The organism is Serratia symbiotica (assembly GCF_000821185.2).
Lineage (GTDB): Bacteria > Pseudomonadota > Gammaproteobacteria > Enterobacterales > Enterobacteriaceae > Serratia > Serratia symbiotica.
This window is the reverse complement of the sequence record NZ_CP050856.1, coordinates 58,528-82,638: the sequence shown is the minus strand read 5'-3', so window position 1 is coordinate 82,638 and position 24,111 is coordinate 58,528. Positions and strand designations below refer to the sequence as shown.

The window sequence follows — 24,111 nt, the reverse complement described above, 5'->3', positions numbered from 1 at the left end:
TCGAGCCTTGGCCAGCGCCTAACATTACCGACTTTCCTTTCTTGCACGCTTTCGCGTGGTCAGATGCTGACACCTTGGGTGCCGGGCAGGCTATCCCCTGCGCATCGCACAGCGAAATTCCCGCTTTTAAGCCCCCCTGCCCCTGACTTCATCGTTTTTCTACGTCAACCTCACCCATCCTGAGGATTTTTTGTGCCATTAATTTCGTCGAGGGGGTTTGCTGTTAAACGCAGACGTCATTAACTTCGAAGCCTTGTCCTTTTTCATGTTAATTTCGAACGTTAATTCTGAACAAAACATGCTTTCTAAAGAAAGAGTGCCTTAAGCCTGACAACGCAGGCTTTAAGGTACCTCCCTTCGCTACGCTCAGGGCAAGGTGACCAATTCAAAATCAGTGGAAAAACGAAGAATTACCGCTATATTTGGCAGGCATGGCTGTAAGAAAAGTGTACACGCGCGTAAGCGGCCCTGACGGCCCGCTAACGCGGAGATACGCCCCGACTGCGGCTTACAGCCTTGTCGTGACCACTCCGACCGCGCACAGAAACTCTGTTATCGCTAAAAGCGGGGTTGGCTTAACAGGGCGAGGGATGGGATAGGTGATACCTATCAACACTGAACCGGCTACGCCGGGCGACCGGCGACCCCCACCTTCAGCGTTCTCTGCAACAACCGTTGTCGCCTGCATTTTTTAGCTCGAACGCTGATACTCCACAGCCAGATTTTAAAGATGGCTTACACTGTAAACACCAAAAGCAATAATATTTGCCGCCAGGTTGGTTTTTAAATAGCTTCTCTTTAACCAGCCAAAATACCCCTTTCATGAGAACAAATAAGAGAGTGTATGCTTCCTGTCAATAACAACCCTGATTTGCCTGTGCAGACGTATCTTCGTTCTACAGGGGATGCCCCTTCATCCAGCAGTGTTTCTCAGACTGCCACCGTTCCACTCAGACCAGACGAGTATTATGCCCTCTGGGCTGAGTGGGAAGAAAATGCCCTGCCAGGTATGGGGGAGAAACGGGACATCGCAGTGGCAAGAATGCGCGAGTGTCTGGAAACAGGCAGAAAGTTTCTTGATCTGGTTGAACTGCAGCTTAGTTCGTTGCCCAACTTTCTCCCCCCAGAAATAAATTTACTGCACGTTAGTTGCAACCACCTCTGTAAATTACCTGATAATTTACCGGAGACACTGACTGTCATTGATGCTTCCGATAATGAACTTACAGAAATCCCCGTAAATTTACCTCGCGATATTATTTATCTTGTTTTTAAAAAAAATCAGGTGGAAAATATCCCCAGTAATCTACCTGATACGATCAGGGATCTTAATTTAGCTGAAAATAGACTTTCAACCCTGCCAGACCATCTACCTGATAGCCTGCAGTTCTTAGATTTACGAGATAATCAATTTCACACACTTCCTGCTTCCATCGGGCACCTTTTACCGGAGGCTATTGTTATTGTTGAAGGCAATCCGCTGTCAGAACGAACCCGCCGCAGACTCATGGATTGGGTGCAGAGGGCGGATTATAATGGGCCACGGATCTTTTTCTCCCTGTCAGAAAACGGGTCTGATGTCGCGCCCCGTCCCCTGACTGAAGCGGTGAAAGACTGGTTGTCAGCACAGTTATCAGACAGCACATGGGCGGCCATTGAAAAGGAGGAAAACGCAGCGACCTTCAGCGCGTTCCTCAGCCGCCTGGGCGAAACCCAAAACGCACAAGAAAATCCGGCATTTAAGGCGCGAGTGTCTGACTGGCTGACCCGGCTGGCAGAAACCCCCGCGCTGCGGGAGACAACATTCGCCGTGGCCCAGGGGGCCACCACAAGCTGTGAAGACAGGGTGACGCTCGCCTGGAACGATATGCAGAAAGTAGCGCTGGTGTATGACGTTGAGAGCGGTGCCTGGGACGACAGACTGCCGGAATTATTGACTGTCGGCTGTGAGATGTTTCGCCTTGAACAGCTTGAGCAGGCGGCCCGTGACAAGGTTAATACGCTCCGGTTCGTTGATGAAGTTGAGGTTTACCTGGCATACCAGACCGGCCTGCGCGATGCACTGAGGCTGACCTCTGCGGGAGAAAGAATGCGCTATGGTGACGTCTCCGGCGTGACGCAGGAAGACCTGGATCGGGCACTGGTACAGGTCAGAGGACGGGAAAAACGGGCGTTTCCCACCTGGCTGGCACAGTGGACCCCCTGGAAAACGGCACTGTACCGGGCCAGCCCCGGATTTGTCCACAATATGCAGGAGCAGCAGACACGGGTTTTAAACGACCGTTACCAGCACCGCGTGGATGCAGAACTGAAGGCTGCCGGGGTAGAGGGTATTCCTGATGCCGAAGCTACTGTCGGCAAAAAAGTCTGGGATGAAATGACGGGTGAGAACGATACTGCCCTTACTCGCGCGTTCCTGCAAAACCGGTACCATGCCCTGATGGCTGATAAGCGCCCGGAGCAGGCCCTGAAAGCCGTGACTGAACTGACTTCGGTTGCTGCCTCCGCCCCTGCGGTGGCGGCTATGGCAGTCCGACCCGGCAATGTCAATGAGGCTCACCCCAGCAGCCTGCTGGCAACCAAGGTGGCAGCAGGCGGAATGGCTCCCCTTGCAGAGGCATGGGTTTCTTTATTACACCGGTTGTACGAGAATAAATACCTCGACAAAGAGGAGGTAATATCAGCGCTGCTGCCGCATAAAAAGCAGGACAGGGTTGGCTCCCTCGCCCATGCCATTGCCGGCGCAGCATGGAATTCTGAGGCCGCAACGAAGCTTTGCGCCCTGCTGTCTGACGTTGCCGGCAGCGATGAAAATTCACGTCAGGACATCATGGCGCGTTTGTCTCTGGAACTGCCCGGCTCCAGGCTTGGTCAGCTTAACCCTGACCAGGCTGCAGATTTCTATGAACGCGCAAAAAATGCAGATAAACTCAGCCGAAATGAAGCGGCCAAGGCACACCTGAAAGAAGGGGGTCTCATTCCGGAAAGCCGGGAACTGTACAGGATGGTCGGGTAGCAGCAGCGCATTGCCCCCTAAGAACGAGGGTTCCAGGGGGTTGACGCTCAACGGAACGATTTCACACGTTAAGCTTAAGCTCTTGCCTGATTAAAAAAGTAGTCGCACGTACAATGTTTTCTGTTTCCCAAACATCATTATCGGGTTATCGGGTCGCGCAAGGGAACTTCCCCCCTGCGCTCCCACGGAACCGGACGTGACAGTCTCCCGTCATCCGGCTCTTGTCGTTGACCACTCACGCCGCGTACAAATTTCCCAGTGTGCAAACAGACCGGGCCTGGCGCGCTGTATCCGTCTTAACCATTCATATGCCTGAGCCAGACTACCGTGGACCCGCTTATATTTGCGGGCGACCCATTTCGCAAGGTGCAGATCTACATGAGTGGCTATACAGTTCATTGCTGAACGATAAAAGTGACCATAGTACTTAACCCAGCCCCGTAACATGGGGTTGAGCCAACGGGCCATGACTTCCAGCGATAACGGCGTTTTGTGGCTCAGATCCCAGCCCCGTACCGTCTGCCGGATTGCCTTCGCAGCTCTGCCGCTCATTGCTGGCAGGAAATTCACCGACAGCTCTCCCTCTTTCGAGAAGGACTTTCTTGGCCTGAACGTATAGCCCACAAAGTCGAAGCTGATTTCAGGATATGCTTCCGTTCTTTCCCTGTCCTTGCAGTAAACGACTTTAGTCTTGCCCGGACTCATCTCCAGCTTACACTCAGCCAGCCGTTTTCTGAGCCTGCCACGCAGCATCATTGCCTGAGCATGACTCTTGCAGTGAATGACTACATCATCAGCGTATCGCTCGAACCGGACGACGGGGAATTCCCGCGTCATCCACATATCGAATGCATAATGCAGAAACAGATTGGCAAGTAATGGACTAATGACTCCGCCCTGAGGCGTTCCCTTGTCCCTCATCTGCACCGTTCCGTCCGGCATACACACCGATGCGGTCAGCCATCGCTCAATGTAGAGTTTCACCCATCTGCAGTCCGTATGCCTGCACACCGCTCTCATCAGGAGTTCGTGATCGATATTGTCGAAGAACCCCTTGATGTCCACGTCCAGCACCCAGTCAGTACGCCAGCATCGATGCCGGGCCATCCTCAGGGCATCGTGCGCAGATTTGTGCGGGCGATAGCCATAAGAGTCATTGTGGAACAGTGCCTCCAGAATCGGCTCCAGCATGTCTTTGACAACCATCTGCGCAATGCGATCCGAGACTGTGGGGATCCCCAGGGGTCTCGTTCCACCCGTCGCCTTGGGTATATCAACACGCCGAACCGCTGGCGGCATATAGCTGCCCGAGGCCATTCGGTTCCAGATTTTGTACAAGTTCCCCACGAGGTTCCTATCAAATTCCTCAATCGACTGACCATCGATCCCAGCACTGCCTTTGTTGGCTTTTACTTTCTTGTACGCGCTCCAGACGGCATGTCTGGATAACGCAAACGGTTTGGACTGGTTCACAGGCTCCTCCCGCTTATGCGGTTGGCCTGCAGTACAGCCCCAACGACTGGCCCCCTTCGCTCCACGTCCATTACAGACGCTTCATCACTACTACGGAACCATCTGCCCCTGTGCCCCGCATTGGTACTCTGGCGCTCGCAGGGTTTCTGCTCGACGCCGCTCCCTTCGCATCGGGACGACAGGTTCCCACGTTCCATGCCAGAGCCTGTGTTGTGCTCATGCTGTCTATATGCCGGATGCCGACCAGCCAGTAACCAGATAACCGCTGGACTTATCACGCACCGCTTAGAAAGCGCGTTTTTGACATCATCTTGTTCCTTTCGACACTGCATCTACAGTTCACTCTCGTTCATCTTCACAACACATACATGACGCATCTGACTGCGCCTTTTCCCTGACGCTCACCACCACCGCTCTTAACGGCAGCAGCTCAGGGTAGTTTGAAGGCTGCATCTGGACACCGCCTCCGAGGGGCCGCCCCTCATCTCTCGCACAGCATTGCACCCTTATTTGCCATAGGGTACATTCGTGGCACACCTATGCCGGAAACCTAGATTTTTCCGCGACCAGTGTTGGTGGGGCTATCACATAAACGACCGGTTGAGTGACGACCAATACTGCAATCATTTTGATGCTGAACCATGTCACATAACCCGTAATCTATTCAACGTCATGCAAACCAGATGAGCTTTAGCTTTGGTGACGGAATTTTCTGGGGTTCCGGCATAGGTGTGCCACGAATGTACCCTATGGCAAATAAGGGTGCAATGCTGTGCGAGAGATGAGGGGCGGCCCCTCGGAGGCGGTGTCCAGATGCAGCCTTCAAACTACCCTGAGCTGCTGCCGTTAAGAGCGGTGGTGGTGAGCGTCAGGGAAAAGGCGCAGTCAGATGCGTCATGTATGTGTTGTGAAGATGAACGAGAGTGAACTGTAGATGCAGTGTCGAAAGGAACAAGATGATGTCAAAAACGCGCTTTCTAAGCGGTGCGTGATAAGTCCAGCGGTTATCTGGTTACTGGCTGGTCGGCATCCGGCATATAGACAGCATGAGCACAACACAGGCTCTGGCATGGAACGTGGGAACCTGTCGTCCCGATGCGAAGGGAGCGGCGTCGAGCAGAAACCCTGCGAGCGCCAGAGTACCAATGCGGGGCACAGGGGCAGATGGTTCCGTAGTAGTGATGAAGCGTCTGTAATGGACGTGGAGCGAAGGGGGCCAGTCGTTGGGGCTGTACTGCAGGCCAACCGCATAAGCGGGAGGAGCCTGTGAACCAGTCCAAACCGTTTGCGTTATCCAGACATGCCGTCTGGAGCGCGTACAAGAAAGTAAAAGCCAACAAAGGCAGTGCTGGGATCGATGGTCAGTCGATTGAGGAATTTGATAGGAACCTCGTGGGGAACTTGTACAAAATCTGGAACCGAATGGCCTCGGGCAGCTATATGCCGCCAGCGGTTCGGCGTGTTGATATACCCAAGGCGACGGGTGGAACGAGACCCCTGGGGATCCCCACAGTCTCGGATCGCATTGCGCAGATGGTTGTCAAAGACATGCTGGAGCCGATTCTGGAGGCACTGTTCCACAATGACTCTTATGGCTATCGCCCGCACAAATCTGCGCACGATGCCCTGAGGATGGCCCGGCATCGATGCTGGCGTACTGACTGGGTGCTGGACGTGGACATCAAGGGGTTCTTCGACAATATCGATCACGAACTCCTGATGAGAGCGGTGTGCAGGCATACGGACTGCAGATGGGTGAAACTCTACATTGAGCGATGGCTGACCGCATCGGTGTGTATGCCGGACGGAACGGTGCAGATGAGGGACAAGGGAACGCCTCAGGGCGGAGTCATTAGTCCATTACTTGCCAATCTGTTTCTGCATTATGCATTCGATATGTGGATGACGCGGGAATTCCCCGTCGTCCGGTTCGAGCGATACGCTGATGATGTAGTCATTCACTGCAAGAGTCATGCTCAGGCAATGATGCTGCGTGGCAGGCTCAGAAAACGGCTGGCTGAGTGTAAGCTGGAGATGAGTCCGGGCAAGACTAAAGTCGTTTACTGCAAGGACAGGGAAAGAACGGAAGCATATCCTGAAATCAGCTTCGACTTTGTGGGCTATACGTTCAGGCCAAGAAAGTCCTTCTCGAAAGAGGGAGAGCTGTCGGTGAATTTCCTGCCAGCAATGAGCGGCAGAGCTGCGAAGGCAATCCGGCAGACGGTACGGGGCTGGGATCTGAGCCACAAAACGCCGTTATCGCTGGAAGTCATGGCCCGTTGGCTCAACCCCATGTTACGGGGCTGGGTTAAGTACTATGGTCACTTTTATCGTTCAGCAATGAACTGTATAGCCACTCATGTAGATCTGCACCTTGCGAAATGGGTCGCCCGCAAATATAAGCGGGTCCACGGTAGTCTGGCTCAGGCATATGAATGGTTAAGACGGATACAGCGCGCCAGGCCCGGTCTGTTTGCACACTGGGAAATTTGTACGCGGCGTGAGTGGTCAACGACAAGAGCCGGATGACGGGAGACTGTCACGTCCGGTTCCGTGGGAGCGCAGGGGGGAAGTTCCCTTGCGCGACCCGATAACCCGTACATGCAATATCACTGTTTTAAATTCTTTTGACTGAAAAAGAAAAAGAACGAGGCAAGCCTCTGTGGATAATGCCTTCGCCAGCAGCGGACGCGTCGCGTCCACGCGCTCAGAACAAAAAATAGGTAGCTCCCTTCGCTCTGCTCAGGGCGAGAGACATGTTTAAACTCGGAGCAATAACAGAAAATAAGGACACCTTTTTAGGGAGGTATTGCTGGCAGAAAGACATACACGCGCGTAAGCGGCCCTGACGGCCCGCTAACGCGGAGATACGCCCCGACTGCGGCTTACAGCCTTGTCGTGACCACTCCGACCGCGCACAGAAACTCTGTTATCGCTGGAAGCGGGGTTGGCTTAACAGGGCAAGGGATGGGATAGGCGATACCTATCAACACTGAACCGGCTACGCCGGGCGACCGGCGACCCCCACCTTCAGCGAGCTTTGTAACAACCGCTGTCGCCTGCATTTTTTAGCTCGAACGCTGATACACTACAGCCAGATTTTAAAGATGGCTAACACTGTAAACACCAGAAGCAATAATATTTGCCACCAGGTTGGTTTTTAAATAGCTTCTCTTTAACCAGCCAAAATACCCCTTTCATGAGAACAAATAAGAGAGTGTATGCTTCCTGTCAATAACAACCCTGATTTGCCTGTACAGACGTATCTTCGTTCTACAGGGGATGCCCCTTCATCCAGCAGTGTTTCTCAGACTGCCACCGTTCCACTCAGACCCGATGAGTATTATGCACTCTGGTCTGAGTGGGAAGAAAATGCCATGCCAGGTATGGGGGAGAAACGGGACATCGCAGTGGCAAGAATGCGCGAGTGTCAGGAAACAGGCAGAGAGTTGCTTGACCTGGCTGAACTGCAGCTTAGTTCGTTGCCCGAATTACTTCCTCCACAAATTAGGGAATTAATTGCTTATGGCAACCACCTCAGTAAATTACCTGATAATTTACCAGAGACACTGATCGTTATTAATGCTTCCGATAACGAATTTACAGAAATCCCCGTAAATTTACCTCACAGACTTATTGATCTTTCATTAGAGAACAATCAAATAGAAAGAATTCCTGGTAACCTGCTTGATAATATAGAGGAGCTTAATTTAGCTGAAAATAACTTATCAACTCTACCAGGTAATTTACCTGATAATCTGCGGCACTTGGACTTACAATATAATCAGTTGCACACTCTTCCGACTTCCATCTGGCGTCTTTCACCAGATATGGAAATTTTTGTTGAAGGTAATCCGCTTTCAGAACGAAGCATACGTGGACTAATTGATATTGATCAGTTAGCAGATTATACCGGACCACAAATCTTTTTCTCCCTGTCAGAAGACGGGTCTGGTGTCGCGCCCCGTCCCCTGACTGAATCTGTGAGAGACTGGCTGTCAGCACAGTCATCAGACAGCACATGGGCAGCCATTGAAAAGGAGGAAAACGCAGCGACCTTCAGCGCGTTCCTCAGCCGCCTGGGCGAAACCCAAAACGCACAAGAAAATCCGGCATTTAAGGCGCGAGTGTCTGACTGGCTGACCCGGCTGGCAGAAACCCCCGCGCTGCGGGAGACAACATTCACCGTGGCTCAGGAGGCCACCACAAGCTGTGAAGACAGGGTGACGCTCGCCTGGAACGATATGCAGAAAGTGGCGCTGGTGTATGACGTTGAGAACGGTGCCTGGGACGACAGACTGCCGGAATTAATGATTGTCGGCTGTGAGATGTTCCGCCTTGAACAGCTTGAGCAGGTAGCCCGTGACAAGGTTAATACGCTCCGGTTCGTTGATGAAGTTGAGGTTTACCTGGCATACCAGACCGGCCTGCGCGATGCACTGAGGCTGACCTCTGCGGGAGAAAGAATGCGCTATGGTGACGTCTCCGGCGTGACGCAGGAAGACCTGGATCGGGCACTGGTACAGGTCAGAGAGCGGGAAAAACGGGCGTTTCCCACCTGGCTGGCACAGTGGACTCCCTGGAAAACAGCGCTGTACCGGGCCAGCCCCGGATTTGTCCACAATATGCAGGAGCAGCAGACACGGGTTTTAAACGACCGTTACCAGCACCGCGTGGATGCAGAACTGAAGGCTGCCGGGGTAGAGGGTATTGCTGATGCCGAAGCTACTGTCGGCAAAAAAGTCTGGGATGAAATGACGGGTGAGAACGATACTGCCCTTACCCGCGCGTTCCTGCAAAACAGGTACCGTGCCCTGATGGCTGATAAGCGCCCGGAGCAGGCCCTGAAAGCCGTGACTGAACTGACTTCGGTTGCCGCCTCCGCGCCTGCGGTGGCGGCTATGGCAGTCCGACCCGGCAATGTCAACGAGGCCCACCCCGGCAGCCTGCTGGCAGCCAGGGTAGCAGAAGGAGGAATGGCTCCCCTTGCAGAGGCATGGGTTTCTTTATTACACCTGCTGTACGAAAACAAATACCTCGACAAAGAGGGGGTAATATCAGCGCTGCTGCCGCATAAAAAGCAGGACAGGGTTGGCTCCCTCGCCCATGCCATTGCCGGCGCAGCATGGAATTCTGAGGCCGCAACGAAGCTTTGCGCCCTGCTGTCTGACGTTGCCGGCAGCGATGAAAATTCACGTCAGGACATCATGGCGCGTCTGTCGCTGAAATTGCCCGGCGACAGGTTCAGTCAGCTTAACCCTGACCAGGCTGCAGATTTCTATGAACGCGCAAAAAAGGCAGATAAACTCAGCCGAAATGAAGCGGCCAAGGCACACCTGAAAGAAGGGGGTCTCATTCCGGAAAGCCGGGAACTGTACAGGATGGTTTCCAGAGCACAGACTGGAGTCTGGCGAACTAAAAATCCGAAATCCAGTTTTGAGGCTCTACAGGAAGAAATCAAAGAAAAAATCACTCCACAGGTACTGGTATTATTACATACTGCGATGGCGAGAGAGAAAGCTGAGCTGGATCGAGCTAAAATAACTACCAGAGAACAGTTGGATGGTCAGGGAAAAGAGGCGAAAAAAAGGACACAACAGGCACCACCGCACATCCAAAACAGACAAGAAGAAACTGTGGATTGGGAGATGGCTCAGGCAGCTAAGCGACAGAGGAACCAGGAGGAAGTTGCCGGGTGACCAGTCGCTCATCTATCTAGGGGTTTGAATCCCAACGGAACGGAAATGTAAGTAGAGGTTATTTGTCAGCCCATAATTGTTAAAGGGGTCAGTTTTGATATAGATAATTATTGTACGGTAAGCCTGTTTTTTGGACAGGTTTACCTATAGCAATAAGGCGTATTAGCTCAGACCTGATCTGACAGTTACCGGTTATTTATACAGGTGTCTGTCAGATTACATCTGGCTTAAATTTTTCTCAGCCCAGATGCGCTTTCCATCAAGTAATGTTTCCATTGGCGTCCGACCACAGCACATTTTACCCTGATGGGTTCGCTCATTATTATAGTGAGCCAGCCATTCATCAAGATCCGATTGTAATGCGTCTAGCTCGCCATACAGCTTTTTGCGGAACGCCACCTGATAAAATTCTTGTAATATCGTCCTGTGGAACCGTTCACAGATGCCGTTCGTCTGCGGTGACCTCGCTTTGGTTTTCGTGTGGTCGATGTCATTTATCGCCAGATAAAGCTGATAATCATGCTGCTCCACTTTGCCACAGTACTCTGTGCCTCTGTCGGTCAGTATTCTCAGCATTGGCAGGCCCTGAGATGCATAAAATGGCAGCACACGGTCATTTAGCAGCTCTGCCGCTGTAATCGGCGTTTTGGTGACATAAAGCTTGCAGTGCGCAACCTTCGAGTAGGTATCAACGAACGTCTGCTGATAAATACGTCCGACGCCCTTCAGGTTCCCCACGTAGAACGTATCCTGAGAGCCCAGATAACCCGGATGAGCGGTTTCAATTTCGCCACAGACCTCGTCATCACAGGCTTTACGTTCCAGTGCTGCGATCTGGCTGTCAGTCAGTTCGATACCCTCACGAACCACTTTTTCTTCCAGTGCTTTCAGACGCTTTTTGAAGTTTTCAAGATTGTGGCGCAGCCAGACAGAACGAACGCCACTTCCTGAGATAAAAACACCCTGTTTACGCAGCTCGTTGCTGGTCCGGTGCTGACCGTGAGCCGGGAAATCAACGGCATAATTAACCACAGCGCACTCGGTGGCATCGTTTGTGCGGTTCTTGAGATTAGGAGTCCGACGACTACGATTTATCAGCGAATCCACTCCACCTTCATCAGCCAGTTCGCGATAGCGGTAAAACGTATCACGGGAGACGCCCATGATTTTACAGGCTTTAGAGACGTTGCTAAGTTCTTCGGCCAGATTGAGCAAACCTGTTTTGTGTTTGATGACGGGATTGGTAGTTTGAAGCATGAGAGTTACCTCGTGTTTTGTATAAGGATTTGACACCCATATCAAAACCGGTAACTCTCAACCTTTCAAGGTTATGTGTCAGATCAAGTCGCGACTAATACAAATAAGGTGTACTCTTACGTAAGGGATTGATCTAGCGTCAGAGGCTATCGCGTTTAAGTTATCGCTCTTGCAGTATCGCATTTAGGTTGTCCGATTAAGACATATTAGGCGTTTCCCCCTGGTAGCTCCCTCGTGCGCTCTCCTGTTCCTGCCTTTCGGTTTACCGGTGTCATTCCGCTGTTATGGTCGCGTTTGTATCATTCCAGTGCCCCACTTGCAATATTATCATTAGTAGTATAAATTGGTGTTGTACTTAGCATCAGCTGCAATCTAGAGGTACATCCTCTGGGTGCTAATATGTCGCCACTTTATGTGGTCCGTTGGCGGGAAGGATACTTCTGACAGCCGCTTGGGATAAGGTTCACACCTGAAGAAGCGCAGCCGAGGTTCATCAAAAAAGCCCTGTTTATCAGGGCTTTTTTGTTTCTGCAATTACATCGCCGTTTTGTTCTTTAAGCCAATCACCAAGTATCAACATATGCTTTCTTTCAACATTAGAAAGATCCATTCCTGGAGGCATATTGTTTCTCGCATGACATGTCTCAACATACAAAGTAAAATTCGTAGAATCTGATGAAAAACGCTTCATTTTCATCACAATATAAGTGCCTTTACTAGGGTTTCTTTTATCTCGATGTTCGACCCTAATGACCTTGTTAGCTTTCAAATTTCGTCGACTACCAAGGCAAAGCTTATGGTCAATATTTCTTATAATATTCAATAAATTAAATGTAAATTCATAACGAGAAAGATCAAAAACTCTCTCTTTTTGCGTACCGTCATCATACTTATCAGTTACAAGCACAGGGAGCGTGTCAGTAGCGTTCTTTTCCCTCGTATAGCAATGATGATCAAAAACAACCCTAACATCGATACTTCCTTTCACCTTCTCTTGCTCAATCTTGGTCTCGAACTTCATACTATGATTATCGATTCCCGATAGATGGGACAGTGCATACTCTTTTCCCGAAACTGGGTCTGTATAAGTTTTACTATCGGTATCATATACAGTGACATTCCATACCCACGAGTCTCTTACTGCCTGAACCATAGCCTACCAACCTGTTTATTCCGTCAATTACTACCAATAGGAAATTACTGCATCCGCCTTGTTTAGGGGTCTGAGTTGAGTAGACCTGCCGGTTAACCGTGTCGGGGATGTTGGTGTAGCACTAAAAATAGTCCACGTCTGGGGTTATTCCTCGCTCGCTGCGCTCATCGAGCCACATTTTTACGCTGTGTTGCTCGTCGCACTCCATCATTTTTTATATTTTTGCAGATTCCAATAACCAGTGATTTTTCTGGTTTTCGTCCAGGTTATCAAATGCGGCCAGTGCTGCTTTAAGAACTGTCGTTCTGCTCTGTCCTGTTCTGGTTGCTTCTGCCTCAAGGATATCTTCAAAGGCTTCGGAAAGACGGAAATTCACCAGCTTTGCTTTACCTGTCGTTGGCTTCCTGTTTGCGCCTGAGATAAAGCGGGCGGTTTCTGCATTTGTTGCCTGTTCTTCTGATGCCGGAACAACAGGAGTTTTGAGTTTTAAAGCCATATAACAATCCTCATGTGCTTAATACGTGTAAATACAATATCGTCTTTATGTTGTATTTACAATGTAAATTGTACTTTATCGCATTGAAATAACTAAATAATCCCGATTTCCTGAGCCAATAATTCTATCTGCGCTTTCGCTTTTGTCAGGCTGGATGCGCGGCTTACATCGTGCACCCCTGCCCCTTCATTACAGGCGCTTTCAAACACATCCAGCTCTGACATACGCGTTTTCAGTGGCTGTATCCAGACACTGTCTGAACGTAATAATTTATCCAGTTCAATCGCGGCTTTTATGTGTCGTGGTTTACTCGGGTTTATTCTGGTCAGTAATACCCAGGGTTGCAGTGCTGAGTTTGATTTCTGAGCCATACGGACTTTTTCGGTTACGCTGGTCAGCGTTTCACTTTCGAAGTCTGAAGAAGCCTTAACGAGCGTTATCATGGTATCTGATACTGTCAATGCGCTACGGAACTCCAGGCTGTCGTGTCCTGGGCAGTCAACAATCAGAACGTCACACAGCTTGCTCAGGCGTTTTATTTCCTTACTTACGTTACCGTATGCCTCGTACACCGTAACGATGGGAAGACCATGCCCCTGGCGTTTCTCATTCCAGCTCAACAGATCGTTGTTCTTATCGGTTTTCAGGATGATCACCGATTTGGCTCTGTTAACCAGCATCGATGCTGTATTTGCAACGTAGGTGCTCTTCCCTACCCCACCTTTGTCTGAAACCACCAGTAAAATTTTGCCCATATCAATGTCCTTTGTCTTTACGTTGTAAATGATAGTGTGTCTTTACGTTGTCTTTCTCATATAAAGACTTCAATGTCTTTATAACCCACATTCTTTATAACGTAAAGCGGTGGTAAAGATATTTTTATCTTTACGTAGATTTTACAACGTAAATCAAAATGCGTCTTTACATGTGCTTTATATAGTAAACCTGTAATGTCTTTATGTAATCTTTGCTTTGTCTTTATGATTACTTGGTGGTGACAATGTCACAGAAGGTGGCTCTTCTTTGGTTCTGTTTGAGTATGCCTCCCTCAAACCACCTGAAACAGGTACTGTATGGGTGTGTTTCCCTAACCCAAAACGAACTGGTTCCCTATGACAACTCAAATAGTACCGAAAGGATTTGTCAGAGCTTATTTACGAGCTTCAACAACTGAGCAGGATGCAACACGTGCCCTGGACACGATCAATACGGGGTCAGTTTGGATATCGAAAATTATTGTACGGCAAGCCTGTTTTTTGTACATTTTTGGGGCTATTGCCCACTGCTTACTTCATCGGCTGTAACCGTAGCCAGTGGCCTTATTGGCCACTAAGCGGACTAGATCAGCAAGCGATACTTGCCTAACTCTTTTACGGTTTGCGCCATGCCTTGCCGCAGTAAGGCTTCTAAGTAGCCATCAACTGACATTGGCGGCTTCCTCAGATTGCTACGCTGCGTAGTTACTGCCGAGAGTACGAGCGCGCGATTTAAATCGAACATATCCATCACAAAATCATCAGGATGCAACGCTTCTATACCGAAAGCATCAAGTGCCGATGCCGGAAAATCTTTAAGATTAAACGTCACTATGATTTCAGCATTGCTACGAACAGCAGCGGCGACGACGTGGCGATCGTCAACATCAGGTAAATCGACACTATCAATTAGCGGTTCAAAATCTATAATCATCGCATCGGGAACTGCTTTATTCATCAGTGTGGCGGTGCGTTGAATCTGTTCCGGGGTTAAATCAGCCCTAGTTGCCAAAAGATTCCGCTGCCATTCATCCTCAATAGTGGCTGACCATTTCGGCTGATACATCCCAGTCAGCCCTAAGCGGATCAGTAAATCCCGTAGAAATGACGGGTAAAGTACGCAAGCATCTAAAATTACGGGATAAGGTGTGTAGTTCATTAGTAAAGTTCAAGCTCCTGGCTTAGATCTGCCAACTCCTGCATTGCTTTGTTGCTTTCCCTATATCGCTGATCTTTGTACTCCATCAAATCGGCGAAAAGCACGCGGCGGTGGCGACCTGTTTTATGAAAACGCATCTTCCCGTCTTCCAGAAGTTTAACCATGTGAGGGCGTGAAACATTCAGAATATTGGCTGCTTCCTGCGTCGTTAATTCTGCATGTACAGGAACAACTTGAACCGCGTTACCGAGGGCCAGTTCACCTAAAATTGACATAAGCAGCGTCAGTGAAGACGTTGGCAGTTCGATCTGGTGAGTTATGTTATCTGCGTCCTGAATTGCAATTTTTTGTGTTTCCGTTTTTGTGGAGAGGTAGGCGGCAAGCTCCCTTTGCCCACGTACAGCTGCCTCAATCTCCCCTTTAGCCGGAAGGCTAAGGCTATCAAGAATTGAGTTTGTCATTTTAGAATTCCAGTTATCCAGTTGATTTGATTGTATAATTTTATGTGTAAGTGCGTATATATGTGATTTCAGTTTATGGTTTCAGTGTGCGATTTCAGTTTTAGTGTTACAGCAGCTGTTACCAAATAGGTTATTCGAAACAAACGAAAAACGCAATAAAAGAGACAAGAGAAATACGAAATGCGCACGTCCGGTTCTGAGGAGGGGCCTGCCCGGGTAACCGGCAGGTCTACTCAACTCAGACCCCGTAGCCGGGGAACGATTAGCTGTGCAGTTAAACAAGGCAAATAGCCAGAACCGCCTATAAGGACATCCCTCAATTGTCAATACCGATTCTTATGCGTAACATATCCGTTGATATAGTTAAAAGATTGCGGACAGCGAGCCTATAAACGGGGTCTGAGTTTAAGCTTAACGTGTGAAATCGTTCCGTTGAGCGTCAACCCCCTAATCCTATGGCGGCCAGAGTAGTTGACGATTATCGACCAGGGTAGTTGACGTCTAATAGGTTAAGACGGATACAGCGCGCCAGGCCCGGTCTGTTTGCACATTGGGAAATTTGTACGCGGCGTGAGTGGTCAACGACAAGAGCCGGATGACGGAAGACTGTCACGTCCGGTTCCGTGGGAGCGCAGGGGGGAAGTTCCCTAGCGCGACCCGATACCCCCTACTCAACTCAAACCCCTCAGCAGCCTCCTTAATCAAAATCTTTGTAAGGAGTAATGCGGCTGAAGACAGCATCGTCAAGCTCCCGGTATTTGCGTCCGTACTCAGCAGCTATGGCGCGCCTTTCTTCTATCCCATCGTAGGGTCAGTCCATGATGCTTCGTAACGCGCCTGCAGATGTTCCTCCTCGGCAATGAGTGCCAGAAATTCCTGATTGGTCATGTATGGTCTCCTGTAAGGTGAAATTGCCGTATCGTTAGCCAACCAGCTAATAATAGCAAAAGCGGTTTTCGTGGTGTAAATTACACACCTGACTTAATCCGGGGTATACAGTGTCAGAAACACGTCTGAATTTGACGCATGCAGGGGGAGTGACCGGGTAGGGGTTGTATGCCGGAACCGCCTAATGCTCTTTCCTTTCTACCAACGAACGGAACCCCATTTCAAATGTGTTATTACACATTTGAGTTTTCACTCATTATCCTTAAGCCAACCATCAACCAACTCTTTGATCACATCAGAAATGCTTGTGCCCTGCTTTACACAAGCGGCTTTAAAACGCAGATGTTTATCGACTGCAATATCAACATTCACCCGCTTTGTCTTTAATACTGGGGTTGTCGCGGTGACGACTTTTTCTAAGTCACGGTGTTCCCCGAAACTCATCGTTTTAGAAGTATGTTGTTTTTTTAACGCCATGATTAGTCACTCTCACTCGTAATTAGGGTTGTATGTGTTTTTGAGTGTTTACTCAATAAGGTCGACGATTTCCCGTGTAAGGATTTGGATCTCTCCTTTTGCCGCATTGTCAGTCGTATCAAACACACTATTACCCTCAAACACAGACTTCACATAACTTTGCCGTTGAGCGATGGCCGTCTTAAACGCTTTTATCCCGGTGTTCGCAATACTGTCTTTTAGCACACTCAGCATTGTGGCCTGTTCAATCTTGCGGGTTATCAAGAAACGCGCTTCCACTGGGCGGTTATACGCCTGTGCTTCCAGGACAGTTACAACTGTGCCGGCAGCGGAGAAATCCAGTGGGCTAGGCGTTACGGGGATAATGATAAGGTCGCTGACCATGATTGCCGCTGATGTGATCACCGACAGAGAGCCTGCTCCATCAATAATCACGAAATCGTAGTCGCCCAGATCCTTACGTACCTGGTAGACATCTTTTTCTGATGCGGCGGTGAATACATCAAATGCCGCTTTTTCAGTGCTGTTCCAGTTGGTAAGGCTCATTTGCGGATCGGTATCAACAACCGCAACGCGCTTACCTGCGTTGGCCAGGCAGGCACTGACGTTAATGGTGGCTGTGGTTTTACCTGACCCGCCTTTAGGATTCAGAAACGCAATGACTTTCACACTCAAACCCTCATTTACTCAAATGTGTTAGGTGTGGTTATTATACACATAGACACAAATGTGTAAATATTTATATTCTGTGTATTTACTCATTTGTGTTTATGAGGGTTCGATATCACGATATCAGTAATTGCTTTGCTAATTGGGCATCGTAGCTGAATGATAGGCCATACCCCGCCAATACTTCGAGCGCAAATATCCTGGTATAACCTCTGTACTCCGGGCGTAACGGTGGCCGAGTAGCGACTGGAGCACTTTCTCAGGAACGCCACTCATCGCCAGGTGCATCGCATAGCTGTGCCGGAACGTGTGCGGTGTGACAGTAATCGGAAACATTACGCCGTCACGATTAGCTCGCTCCAGTGCTTCACCCAGCCAATTAATCGGGGTTTGCCGGGATGTGATATCCCACACCGGTTGATGTTTCACGCGCTTTCGCCAGGTAGCCAGAAATTCTCGCATCCTCTGTGTGTAACCGGCATCGAGCAGCGGCACCAGGCGAATATTGGGTTCCGGGGTTTCCGGTAGCGCGGATCGGGGTGGGGGGGATCGTCTTTTATTTTCGGGCGTCCAGGTTTGCGGTTAGCTTCCTTGTTGCGTTGTTTCAGTGTCCGAACGGCGACCACCGGCTGTGGGTGTTTCCTCGATGGCTCCAATACATAGTGACCAGGAGTGAGCGCCATAGCCTCATTCACTCTTGCGCCGGTATTCCACAGTGTTTCAAAAAACATGCGTCGGGTGAGATCATCAATGTAGGAGAGCAGCACGGACACTTCAGGTGCAAGCAGGTACTTAGGCATTCCCGCCCCCAGCCGCGCAGCGTGATCCCGCATGGCGCGGGCAGATCCCAGCGTAACAGGGGCTAAACTGTTTAAATTCCAGGCATCGCTACGTGAAATCTGAAAAATTTCGCGGGGTAACTGACTCAATTTTTCAATCTCCGCACTAGTGTGAGTTTTTGTGTGTTTACTCAAATACACAGTTTAGTCATCTGTGTACTTTATTACGATAACCATTATGGCGCAAAGCGTGGCGGTGTCCGATCACAATAAATCCGATCATCCATTTTAAAAAATGGACATTTTTTCCGATAGTGCCATTTTGTCCAGGCGCGTGAGGACGTTTTCCCGCAAAACGGGCAGGGTGGGATGATGATGGCCAGCCAAAAACACACATCTGGTAGCGGTCGCCACGGATGCAGACACTACATATTGATTATCCACAGAAACCATGGATAAGAGGGGGTAACTGGACAGAATACGCGGTATGTCCAAAATGCAAGGGAAATGAATAGAGCGGGAACTTGCTCGCAGCGGCCAGGGGTAGTCTTGGTATATTTGCTGGATTCAGCACGGGTAATTTCGCAGATGGACTATCCTTTAGACAGCTACTTTAGCTATTCAGTAGATGGATATAACCAGCCTACAAGTGAGTTTATCAATAAGGTTGATTTATTTCAAATAACATATGGGGTATAATAATATGATGAAAGATATAAACATAGACTTTGGTGCAATCACTATTGATAATTCAATTCTTAAGTCCGAGGGATATAAGTTCTATGAAGGTTTGCTTGCACAGATGAGTCAATTTAAAAAAGTCCAGTCCAAGTAATACAGCCGGACATTATACATAACGAAGCAATAAAACACATTGAGAAAGAAATATATAATGCGCGATCATCAATTCACCAAGCAATAAGGTCAGCAAACAAGCAACTAAACATCAATAAATCTGACCTTAGTAGGGCAGAAGAGCTACTTTCTGTAGTTGGCACTGATAAAGAAATTGCAACAAAAAAACTAAATGAATATTATGAGTTTATTGGTGCTGAAAAAATAGACTCATCAGAATATGTAGAATTATCTGATTTGATGGATTTGTATTTAAATACTCATGCGCCATTTGAAATGGAAGAATAAAAAAACGAATTTCCAGATGCAATTGCTTTGTTATCGATCGATCATGGGGGATGCACATGATCTAAATGTTATAGCAGTCAGTCAAGATATGGGTTGGAAAGAGTTTTCAGGGGGATGTTATAGGATAAAAGTTGTATCTTCTTTAGCAGAGGCGCTTGAAATTTTTCAGCCACACAACAAGGTGTCAAGTATTATTTATAAAATAAGGGAAGACTCTCTCTTTGCTGATAAAAATCATATATTAGAACAAATCAAAGTCAAAATAATTGATAGTCTTGACAGTGCTGATATTTATATTGAAGCTAACTCTTCAATGTTTCTTGAATGGGATGATGTTTTTGCTTCTTATATATCACATAAATTAGATAACGATATCAATGGATCGGTTAGTGTTAATGTTGTAAGAATCGATGATGGGTTGATTGTTCTTAAACTTGGGGCTACTGTTAAAGTTGAGGTTGCGGCTAGGTTTTATTTTTCTTCAAAGACCCTGTAGATAGAGGCTATGTTCGTTTAAGAGGATATGTTTGTAAAACGACAGAAAGTTTTCATACTGACATTTTACTGACATTAAGTGGTGACTTTTCTAAAGACTTCGAAGAAATTGAAGTTGATGAAATTGAAGTTGTAGAGACTATAAATGAAGCGCATTTTCTAGAGGTAGAGATCGAATGGCCTGATGAATATGATTAGGAGGAAAATTAGTACCAGTAGATAAATTAATATCTGCTAGAAAGAATAACCTGAACGTCCTGGTTATGGAGCCTAAGGGTGGTTTAGCAAAGCCTGAGCATGTTATGTTATGATATGTCGATGAAACGACCCCCATTCCCCATGACGCCGTGTTCAAGCAGTTTCTGACCCATCCGGAAACAGCGCGTGACTTCCTGCAATTGCATTTGCCGCCGGCAGTGCTCACACACTGTGACTTGAGTGCGTTAAAGCTGGAATCGGCAGCTTTGTTGAAGAAGATTTGCGTGCCTATTATCGATGTGCTCTATTCACTCAAGGCGGGGAAGGGTATCGGCTTTGTCTATTGCCTTATCGAGCACCAAAGTTCCCCTGATAAGAATATGGCCTTTCGCTTGATGAGATACAGTATCGCGGCGATGCAACGCCATCTTGATGCGGGTAACGAGCAGCTGCCTCTGGTGGTTCCACTGTTATTCTACCACGGTCAGGTGACGCCTTATCCGTACTCGATGCGCTGGCTGGATGAGTTTGGTGACCCTGAACTGGCCACACAGCTTTATGCGGGAGAGTTTCCCCTAGTCGATGTCACTGTCATCCCGGATGAGCAAATCATGCAGCATCGCCGTATGGCCATCCTGGAGCTTTTACAGAAACACATCCGTCAGCGCGACCTGGCTGACCTGCTGGAACAACTGGTCACGTTGCTGCTGGCCGGATATACTACGCAGGAGCAACTGGCATCATTGATGAATTACATGCTACAGGTTGGTGACACGGCAGCCCCGGAGACGTTTATCCGCGAACTGGCGCGTCGTGCGCCACAACATGAGGAGGTGCTTATGACCGTTGCACAAAAACTTGAACTTAAAGGGATTGAAAAAGGGCGTCAGGAAGGCAAGCTTGCCGTTGCCCGCACAATGCTGACCAATGGTCTTGATCGCAACCTGGTCATGAAGATGACGGGGTTGACCGCCGATGACCTGGCCAAAATCCAGCATTGATAAGTATTGGCGCAGTTCCGTAACAGGATGCGCCTCTCTTCGCAACACGTCACTTAAGCAAAAAGTAGGCTCTTTCGCATTAAGGCGTTGTTAGATAAAATGTTTTTTTTTGATGTTATTACCTGCCCATGTCTCTCATTCGAAACGCTTTCAGTCGCCTGCATTATCCCGTCGATATTATGGCTCAGTGTGTCCGCTGGTACCTCGCCTATGCACTGAGTCTGCGAAACCATCGAAGAGATGATGGCGGAGCGCGGTATTGTCGTTGACCATTCCACGTTGCATCGTTGGGTTATCCGCCAGGTACCGCTACTGGATAAGGTTTTTCGCCGACACAAGCGCACCGTAGGTCGGCGGTGGCGAATGGATGAAACCTACATCAAAGTCAAAGGCCAGTGGAAATATCTCTACCGCGCGGTGGATACTGCAGGCCAGACAATCGACTTTTTGCTGACCGCCAAACGGGACTCTGCAGCCGCATTGCGCTTCTTTCGCAAGGCTATTCGCCATCACGGCGAACCCGAAGTTGTCACTATCGATAAAAGTGGTGCTAACACTGCAGCTTTGGCCACGCTCAACGCCGACAAACCCGATGAGGAAGCGATTACCGTCAGGCAAAGTAAGTACCTGAACAACCTGATTGAGCAAGATCACCGAAATATCAAACGTCGGACATGGCCGATGCTGGGATTCAAATCGTTTCGACGGGCACAGACGATCCTGACCGGCATCGAACTGAGCAACATGATACGAAAAGGGCAATATCAACACCCGCAAAGTGAGGGATTGTCACCCGCGGAACAATTCTATTTGCTGGCCGCCTAAATAACCAACAACGCAACTTTGGACAACTTCATGTCTCTAATGCGACAGAGCCATTGATCATCCGTTACAGATTCGCGAGGAATGCATCAAAACAGCGCTACACGTACATCCAGCCCCGCAGTACGGCCATTGTTTACCTGAGCATAAGCGGAGGTGCCATTCAGGAAGCCATAGGTGCGATAGCGGCGGTCAAACATGTTATTGAGATAGGCTGTTACGGTTACACGGTCCGTTGCTTGCCACCCAAGGCTGAGATCGGCCGTGGTGTAGCTGCCTTGTTTCAAGGTGTTGTCCCCGTCAAAGTATTGCGGTCCCGTCAGGTTGACGCCTGCGCGAGGCATCAGAGCGCCCCATGCGGTTTCAATATTGCCTACTATGCTGGTGCCGCCCGCGAATTCTGGCACAAAGGGGACGCGTTTATTAGCGTAGGTCACACTGTCATCACTGAATTCAGAATGGACATAGTTCCCGTTAATTTCCCATGCCCAGCCCGGCGTAAAGTTCCAACGTGCACCTAATTCCACACCGCTGGCATCGGCACTGCCCGCATTGCTTAGCGTCTGATAACCCACAGGTCCAGAATAGAGTTGCATATCTTTGGTATGGGTGTAGAACACCGCACCGTTCAACGACAAATCGTTGTACTCATAACGGCTACCAATTTCATAGTTAATCGATTTCTCCGCGCTGTAAGGTTCTGCCGCCACACCCGCTGTCGGGGTGATCGAGAAGCCCGCGGGCTTGTAACCCTGGGCAATGCGCGTGTAGACGCGCCAGGCATCCGTGAACTGATAACCCGCGGAAACCTGGCCTAAGACCTGATCGTCTCGTGTTGTGTTGTTATCACCCCATGGTGTGCCCAATGCGTTCCCGCTGTAGCGGGTTTCAGCCCGGTCGTGTGAGAAGCGCAGCCCAGCCCCCAAATCAAACTGTGAGGTGACATGCCAGGTCAGATCACTATAGGCAGCCAATGTCTCCGCCTGATTATTTGAGCGGGTCGCAGTCAAAGGTATCGCACCATAGCTGTACGAAGAGTCGAGCGACTCCCGCGTATCCTGTCGATACAGCCCAAACACCATATCTACCGTTTCATTGCCCCGCGTGGCAGCGCGCAGTTCCTGCACATTCTGATTCCATCTTTCTGGCAAGCTGGCGCTGTAAAAACCGTAAGGGAACTGGCGATCGTAATTCTGTTGCTGCCAGGCACTCACCAGACTGAAAATCCAGTTATCAGTGGTATAGCGGCCGCTCAATGCCTGGCTGTGGGTACAACGACGTAAATAAGGATCGCCGCCGCCAGCGCTGATATCTAACGTGCGACTTTTGACTTTATCGAAGGGCACATACGTATCCTGAGTGGCATGTGTACACTCCTCAGTGATATCAACGCTCGCTTCCCATGGCTGATTATCAGGGGCAAGGCGCAAACGCACATTACCGGCATTCGTGCGCGATCCACCCAGATGATCGCTACCGGTATCGGGGTTAGTCATCGCGCCCTGATCAACTTCACGTAGCAGAGTGACACTGCCGTAAAGTAAACCATCCTGAATGGGACCACTGGCATTGAACTTGGTGTGATAACCATCGCGGCTTGCATAGCCCGCCTCTACGGAGCCACGCGGTGGGCTGTCAGGCTGATGGGTCACAATATTAATAATGCCGCCCTGTGCACTTTTGCCATACAGCGTGCCTTGAGGTCCACGCAGCATCTCCACGCTCTCTACATCCATTAATGGTTGCATGGCAAAGGTCGAAAGTTGCGGCACCCCATCGACATAGAACGTCACGGCCGGATTATAGAAATCCTGCGCAGATGATATCCCGCGCAGTGAAACAGACTGGAAAATCAAGCTCCCACTGTTCCCCATTTGCAGGCCAGGAAGAACACGGCTCAGCTGGTCAGTACGGGTGACGTGTGCATCCGTCAGAGCGCTTTCATCCGCTTTAGCGTAAGAGACATTGCGGCTAGAGGCGGCAGTAGCAGATTGTTTGCTGGCGGAAACAATCAATGTCTCGTCATTGTTATCTGCAGCCGACGCGTATTGCGTCAGGAGCAAACTAACAGCCATAACTTTTGTAATACGATTCAGTTGCATAGTTATTAATATCCCTGAGGTGCTGTGAGCTGTGAGCTCCGAGGGTACGACAAGACGATAAAAAGGTG

At 49.3% G+C, this 24,111-nt stretch carries 17 protein-coding genes and 4 pseudogenes; 10 read left to right on the top strand and 11 right to left on the bottom strand.

Going from position 1 to position 24,111, the window contains the following annotated elements:
- Window positions 1-844: 844 nt before the first annotated feature.
- Window positions 845-1,027: pseudogene (locus tag SYMBAF_RS18615) on the top strand (leucine-rich repeat domain-containing protein); the annotation flags it as partial.
- A 480-nt stretch (window positions 1,028-1,507) separates the two neighbouring features.
- Window positions 1,508-3,016, top strand: a complete 1,509-nt coding sequence (locus SYMBAF_RS16750; protein WP_052447759.1) for an NEL-type E3 ubiquitin ligase domain-containing protein — start codon at window positions 1,508-1,510, stop codon at window positions 3,014-3,016.
- A 210-nt stretch (window positions 3,017-3,226) separates the two neighbouring features.
- Here the strand turns inward: SYMBAF_RS16750 and ltrA (SYMBAF_RS16745) are convergent, their stop codons facing one another.
- Window positions 3,227-4,489 carry a group II intron reverse transcriptase/maturase gene (ltrA, locus tag SYMBAF_RS16745; RefSeq protein ID WP_052447675.1) on the bottom strand — a complete coding sequence of 421 codons (1,263 nt, stop codon included), beginning with the start codon at window positions 4,487-4,489 and terminating at the stop codon, window positions 3,227-3,229.
- A 1,266-nt stretch (window positions 4,490-5,755) separates the two neighbouring features.
- Here ltrA (SYMBAF_RS16745) and ltrA (SYMBAF_RS16740) point away from each other — a divergent pair.
- From ltrA (SYMBAF_RS16740) to SYMBAF_RS16735, 3 genes and pseudogenes are all read left to right on the top strand, one after another.
- Entirely contained in the window at window positions 5,756-7,018 is a 1,263-nt protein-coding gene (gene ltrA, locus SYMBAF_RS16740) for a group II intron reverse transcriptase/maturase (protein WP_052447675.1), read from the top strand.
- A 692-nt stretch (window positions 7,019-7,710) separates the two neighbouring features.
- A pseudogene (locus SYMBAF_RS18600) lies at window positions 7,711-7,893 on the top strand (leucine-rich repeat domain-containing protein); the annotation flags it as partial.
- 426 nt (window positions 7,894-8,319) lie between these two features.
- Window positions 8,320-10,188, top strand: a complete 1,869-nt coding sequence (locus tag SYMBAF_RS16735; protein WP_237162992.1) for an NEL-type E3 ubiquitin ligase domain-containing protein — start codon at window positions 8,320-8,322, stop codon at window positions 10,186-10,188.
- A gap of 216 nt (window positions 10,189-10,404) precedes the next feature.
- Here SYMBAF_RS16735 and SYMBAF_RS16730 read toward each other — a convergent pair whose 3' ends face one another.
- The 4 genes from SYMBAF_RS16730 to SYMBAF_RS16715 form a co-directional block, all read right to left on the bottom strand.
- Complete coding sequence (locus tag SYMBAF_RS16730) at window positions 10,405-11,445, bottom strand: IS481 family transposase (protein ID WP_040265147.1); 1,041 nt, start codon at window positions 11,443-11,445, stop codon at window positions 10,405-10,407.
- A 511-nt stretch (window positions 11,446-11,956) separates the two neighbouring features.
- On the bottom strand, window positions 11,957-12,598 hold the full coding sequence (locus SYMBAF_RS16725; RefSeq protein ID WP_052447749.1) for a hypothetical protein: 642 nt from the start codon (window positions 12,596-12,598) through the stop codon (window positions 11,957-11,959).
- Window positions 12,599-12,812: 214 nt separating this feature from the next.
- On the bottom strand, window positions 12,813-13,094 hold the full coding sequence (locus tag SYMBAF_RS16720; protein ID WP_040265148.1) for a hypothetical protein: 282 nt from the start codon (window positions 13,092-13,094) through the stop codon (window positions 12,813-12,815).
- Between the two features lie 92 nt (window positions 13,095-13,186).
- A complete protein-coding gene (locus SYMBAF_RS16715; protein WP_040265149.1) occupies window positions 13,187-13,849 on the bottom strand; it encodes a division plane positioning ATPase MipZ in 663 nt (220 codons plus the stop codon).
- A 357-nt stretch (window positions 13,850-14,206) separates the two neighbouring features.
- Here SYMBAF_RS16715 and SYMBAF_RS18230 point away from each other — a divergent pair.
- Window positions 14,207-14,299: pseudogene (locus SYMBAF_RS18230) on the top strand (recombinase family protein); the annotation flags it as partial.
- A gap of 133 nt (window positions 14,300-14,432) precedes the next feature.
- On the opposite strand, the gene SYMBAF_RS16710 reads toward SYMBAF_RS18230, so the two are convergent.
- The 5 genes and pseudogenes from SYMBAF_RS16710 to SYMBAF_RS18005 all read right to left on the bottom strand — a co-directional run bounded on the left by SYMBAF_RS16710 (window position 14,433) and on the right by SYMBAF_RS18005 (window position 18,432).
- On the bottom strand, window positions 14,433-15,008 hold the full coding sequence (locus tag SYMBAF_RS16710) for a PIN domain-containing protein (RefSeq protein ID WP_040265150.1): 576 nt from the start codon (window positions 15,006-15,008) through the stop codon (window positions 14,433-14,435).
- Window positions 15,008-15,469: a helix-turn-helix domain-containing protein gene (locus tag SYMBAF_RS16705; protein WP_040265151.1), complete on the bottom strand. Its 462-nt coding sequence runs from the start codon at window positions 15,467-15,469 to the stop codon at window positions 15,008-15,010. The genes SYMBAF_RS16710 and SYMBAF_RS16705 overlap by 1 nt, the downstream gene beginning before the upstream one ends.
- Before the next feature lie 1,137 nt (window positions 15,470-16,606).
- A complete protein-coding gene (locus tag SYMBAF_RS16700) occupies window positions 16,607-16,834 on the bottom strand; it encodes a plasmid partition protein ParG (protein ID WP_040265155.1) in 228 nt (75 codons plus the stop codon).
- 48 nt (window positions 16,835-16,882) lie between these two features.
- Window positions 16,883-17,503 (bottom strand): ParA family partition ATPase, encoded by a 621-nt coding sequence (parA, locus tag SYMBAF_RS16695; RefSeq protein ID WP_040265157.1) that lies wholly within the window; start codon window positions 17,501-17,503, stop codon window positions 16,883-16,885.
- Window positions 17,504-17,618: 115 nt separating this feature from the next.
- Window positions 17,619-18,432: pseudogene (locus SYMBAF_RS18005) on the bottom strand (tyrosine-type recombinase/integrase).
- Window positions 18,433-19,116: 684 nt separating this feature from the next.
- On the opposite strand from SYMBAF_RS18005, the gene SYMBAF_RS18595 reads away from it, so the two are divergent.
- The 4 genes from SYMBAF_RS18595 to SYMBAF_RS16665 all read left to right on the top strand — a co-directional run bounded on the left by SYMBAF_RS18595 (window position 19,117) and on the right by SYMBAF_RS16665 (window position 21,944).
- Window positions 19,117-19,425: a PIN domain-containing protein gene (locus SYMBAF_RS18595; RefSeq protein WP_185899943.1), complete on the top strand. Its 309-nt coding sequence runs from the start codon at window positions 19,117-19,119 to the stop codon at window positions 19,423-19,425.
- 43 nt (window positions 19,426-19,468) lie between these two features.
- Window positions 19,469-19,921 carry a hypothetical protein gene (locus SYMBAF_RS16675; protein ID WP_185899936.1) on the top strand — a complete coding sequence of 151 codons (453 nt, stop codon included), beginning with the start codon at window positions 19,469-19,471 and terminating at the stop codon, window positions 19,919-19,921.
- A 346-nt stretch (window positions 19,922-20,267) separates the two neighbouring features.
- The gene (locus SYMBAF_RS16670) at window positions 20,268-21,119 is read left to right on the top strand and encodes an Rpn family recombination-promoting nuclease/putative transposase (protein WP_419789507.1); all 852 of its coding nucleotides are present in this window, start codon (window positions 20,268-20,270) and stop codon (window positions 21,117-21,119) included.
- 128 nt (window positions 21,120-21,247) lie between these two features.
- Window positions 21,248-21,944, top strand: a protein-coding gene (locus tag SYMBAF_RS16665; RefSeq protein WP_152609110.1) for an IS6 family transposase whose coding sequence is annotated in 2 segments (ribosomal slippage) — window positions 21,248-21,349 and window positions 21,351-21,944 — 696 coding nt in all. Because the reading frame shifts where the segments join, the coding sequence is not laid out codon by codon here.
- A gap of 86 nt (window positions 21,945-22,030) precedes the next feature.
- Here the strand turns inward: SYMBAF_RS16665 and SYMBAF_RS16660 are convergent.
- On the bottom strand, window positions 22,031-24,043 hold the full coding sequence (locus SYMBAF_RS16660; protein WP_040265163.1) for a TonB-dependent siderophore receptor: 2,013 nt from the start codon (window positions 24,041-24,043) through the stop codon (window positions 22,031-22,033).
- Window positions 24,044-24,111: the final 68 nt, after the last annotated feature.

Excerpts from the sequence above, each read along its gene's own strand:
- SYMBAF_RS16750 (WP_052447759.1), top strand. The coding sequence starts at position 1,508 with ATGGATTGGGTGCAGAGGGCGGATTATAATGGGCCACGGATCTTTTTC.
- SYMBAF_RS16735 (WP_237162992.1), top strand. The coding sequence starts at position 8,320 with ATGGAAATTTTTGTTGAAGGTAATCCGCTTTCAGAACGAAGCATACGT.
- SYMBAF_RS16730 (WP_040265147.1), bottom strand. The coding sequence starts at position 11,445 with ATGCTTCAAACTACCAATCCCGTCATCAAACACAAAACAGGTTTGCTC.
- SYMBAF_RS16725 (WP_052447749.1), bottom strand. The coding sequence starts at position 12,598 with ATGGTTCAGGCAGTAAGAGACTCGTGGGTATGGAATGTCACTGTATAT.
- SYMBAF_RS16720 (WP_040265148.1), bottom strand. The coding sequence starts at position 13,094 with ATGGCTTTAAAACTCAAAACTCCTGTTGTTCCGGCATCAGAAGAACAG.
- SYMBAF_RS16715 (WP_040265149.1), bottom strand. The coding sequence starts at position 13,849 with ATGGGCAAAATTTTACTGGTGGTTTCAGACAAAGGTGGGGTAGGGAAG.
- SYMBAF_RS16710 (WP_040265150.1), bottom strand. The coding sequence starts at position 15,008 with ATGAACTACACACCTTATCCCGTAATTTTAGATGCTTGCGTACTTTAC.
- SYMBAF_RS16705 (WP_040265151.1), bottom strand. The coding sequence starts at position 15,469 with ATGACAAACTCAATTCTTGATAGCCTTAGCCTTCCGGCTAAAGGGGAG.
- SYMBAF_RS16700 (WP_040265155.1), bottom strand. The coding sequence starts at position 16,834 with ATGGCGTTAAAAAAACAACATACTTCTAAAACGATGAGTTTCGGGGAA.
- SYMBAF_RS16675 (WP_185899936.1), top strand. The coding sequence starts at position 19,469 with ATGGGGGATGCACATGATCTAAATGTTATAGCAGTCAGTCAAGATATG.
- SYMBAF_RS16660 (WP_040265163.1), bottom strand. The coding sequence starts at position 24,043 with ATGCAACTGAATCGTATTACAAAAGTTATGGCTGTTAGTTTGCTCCTG.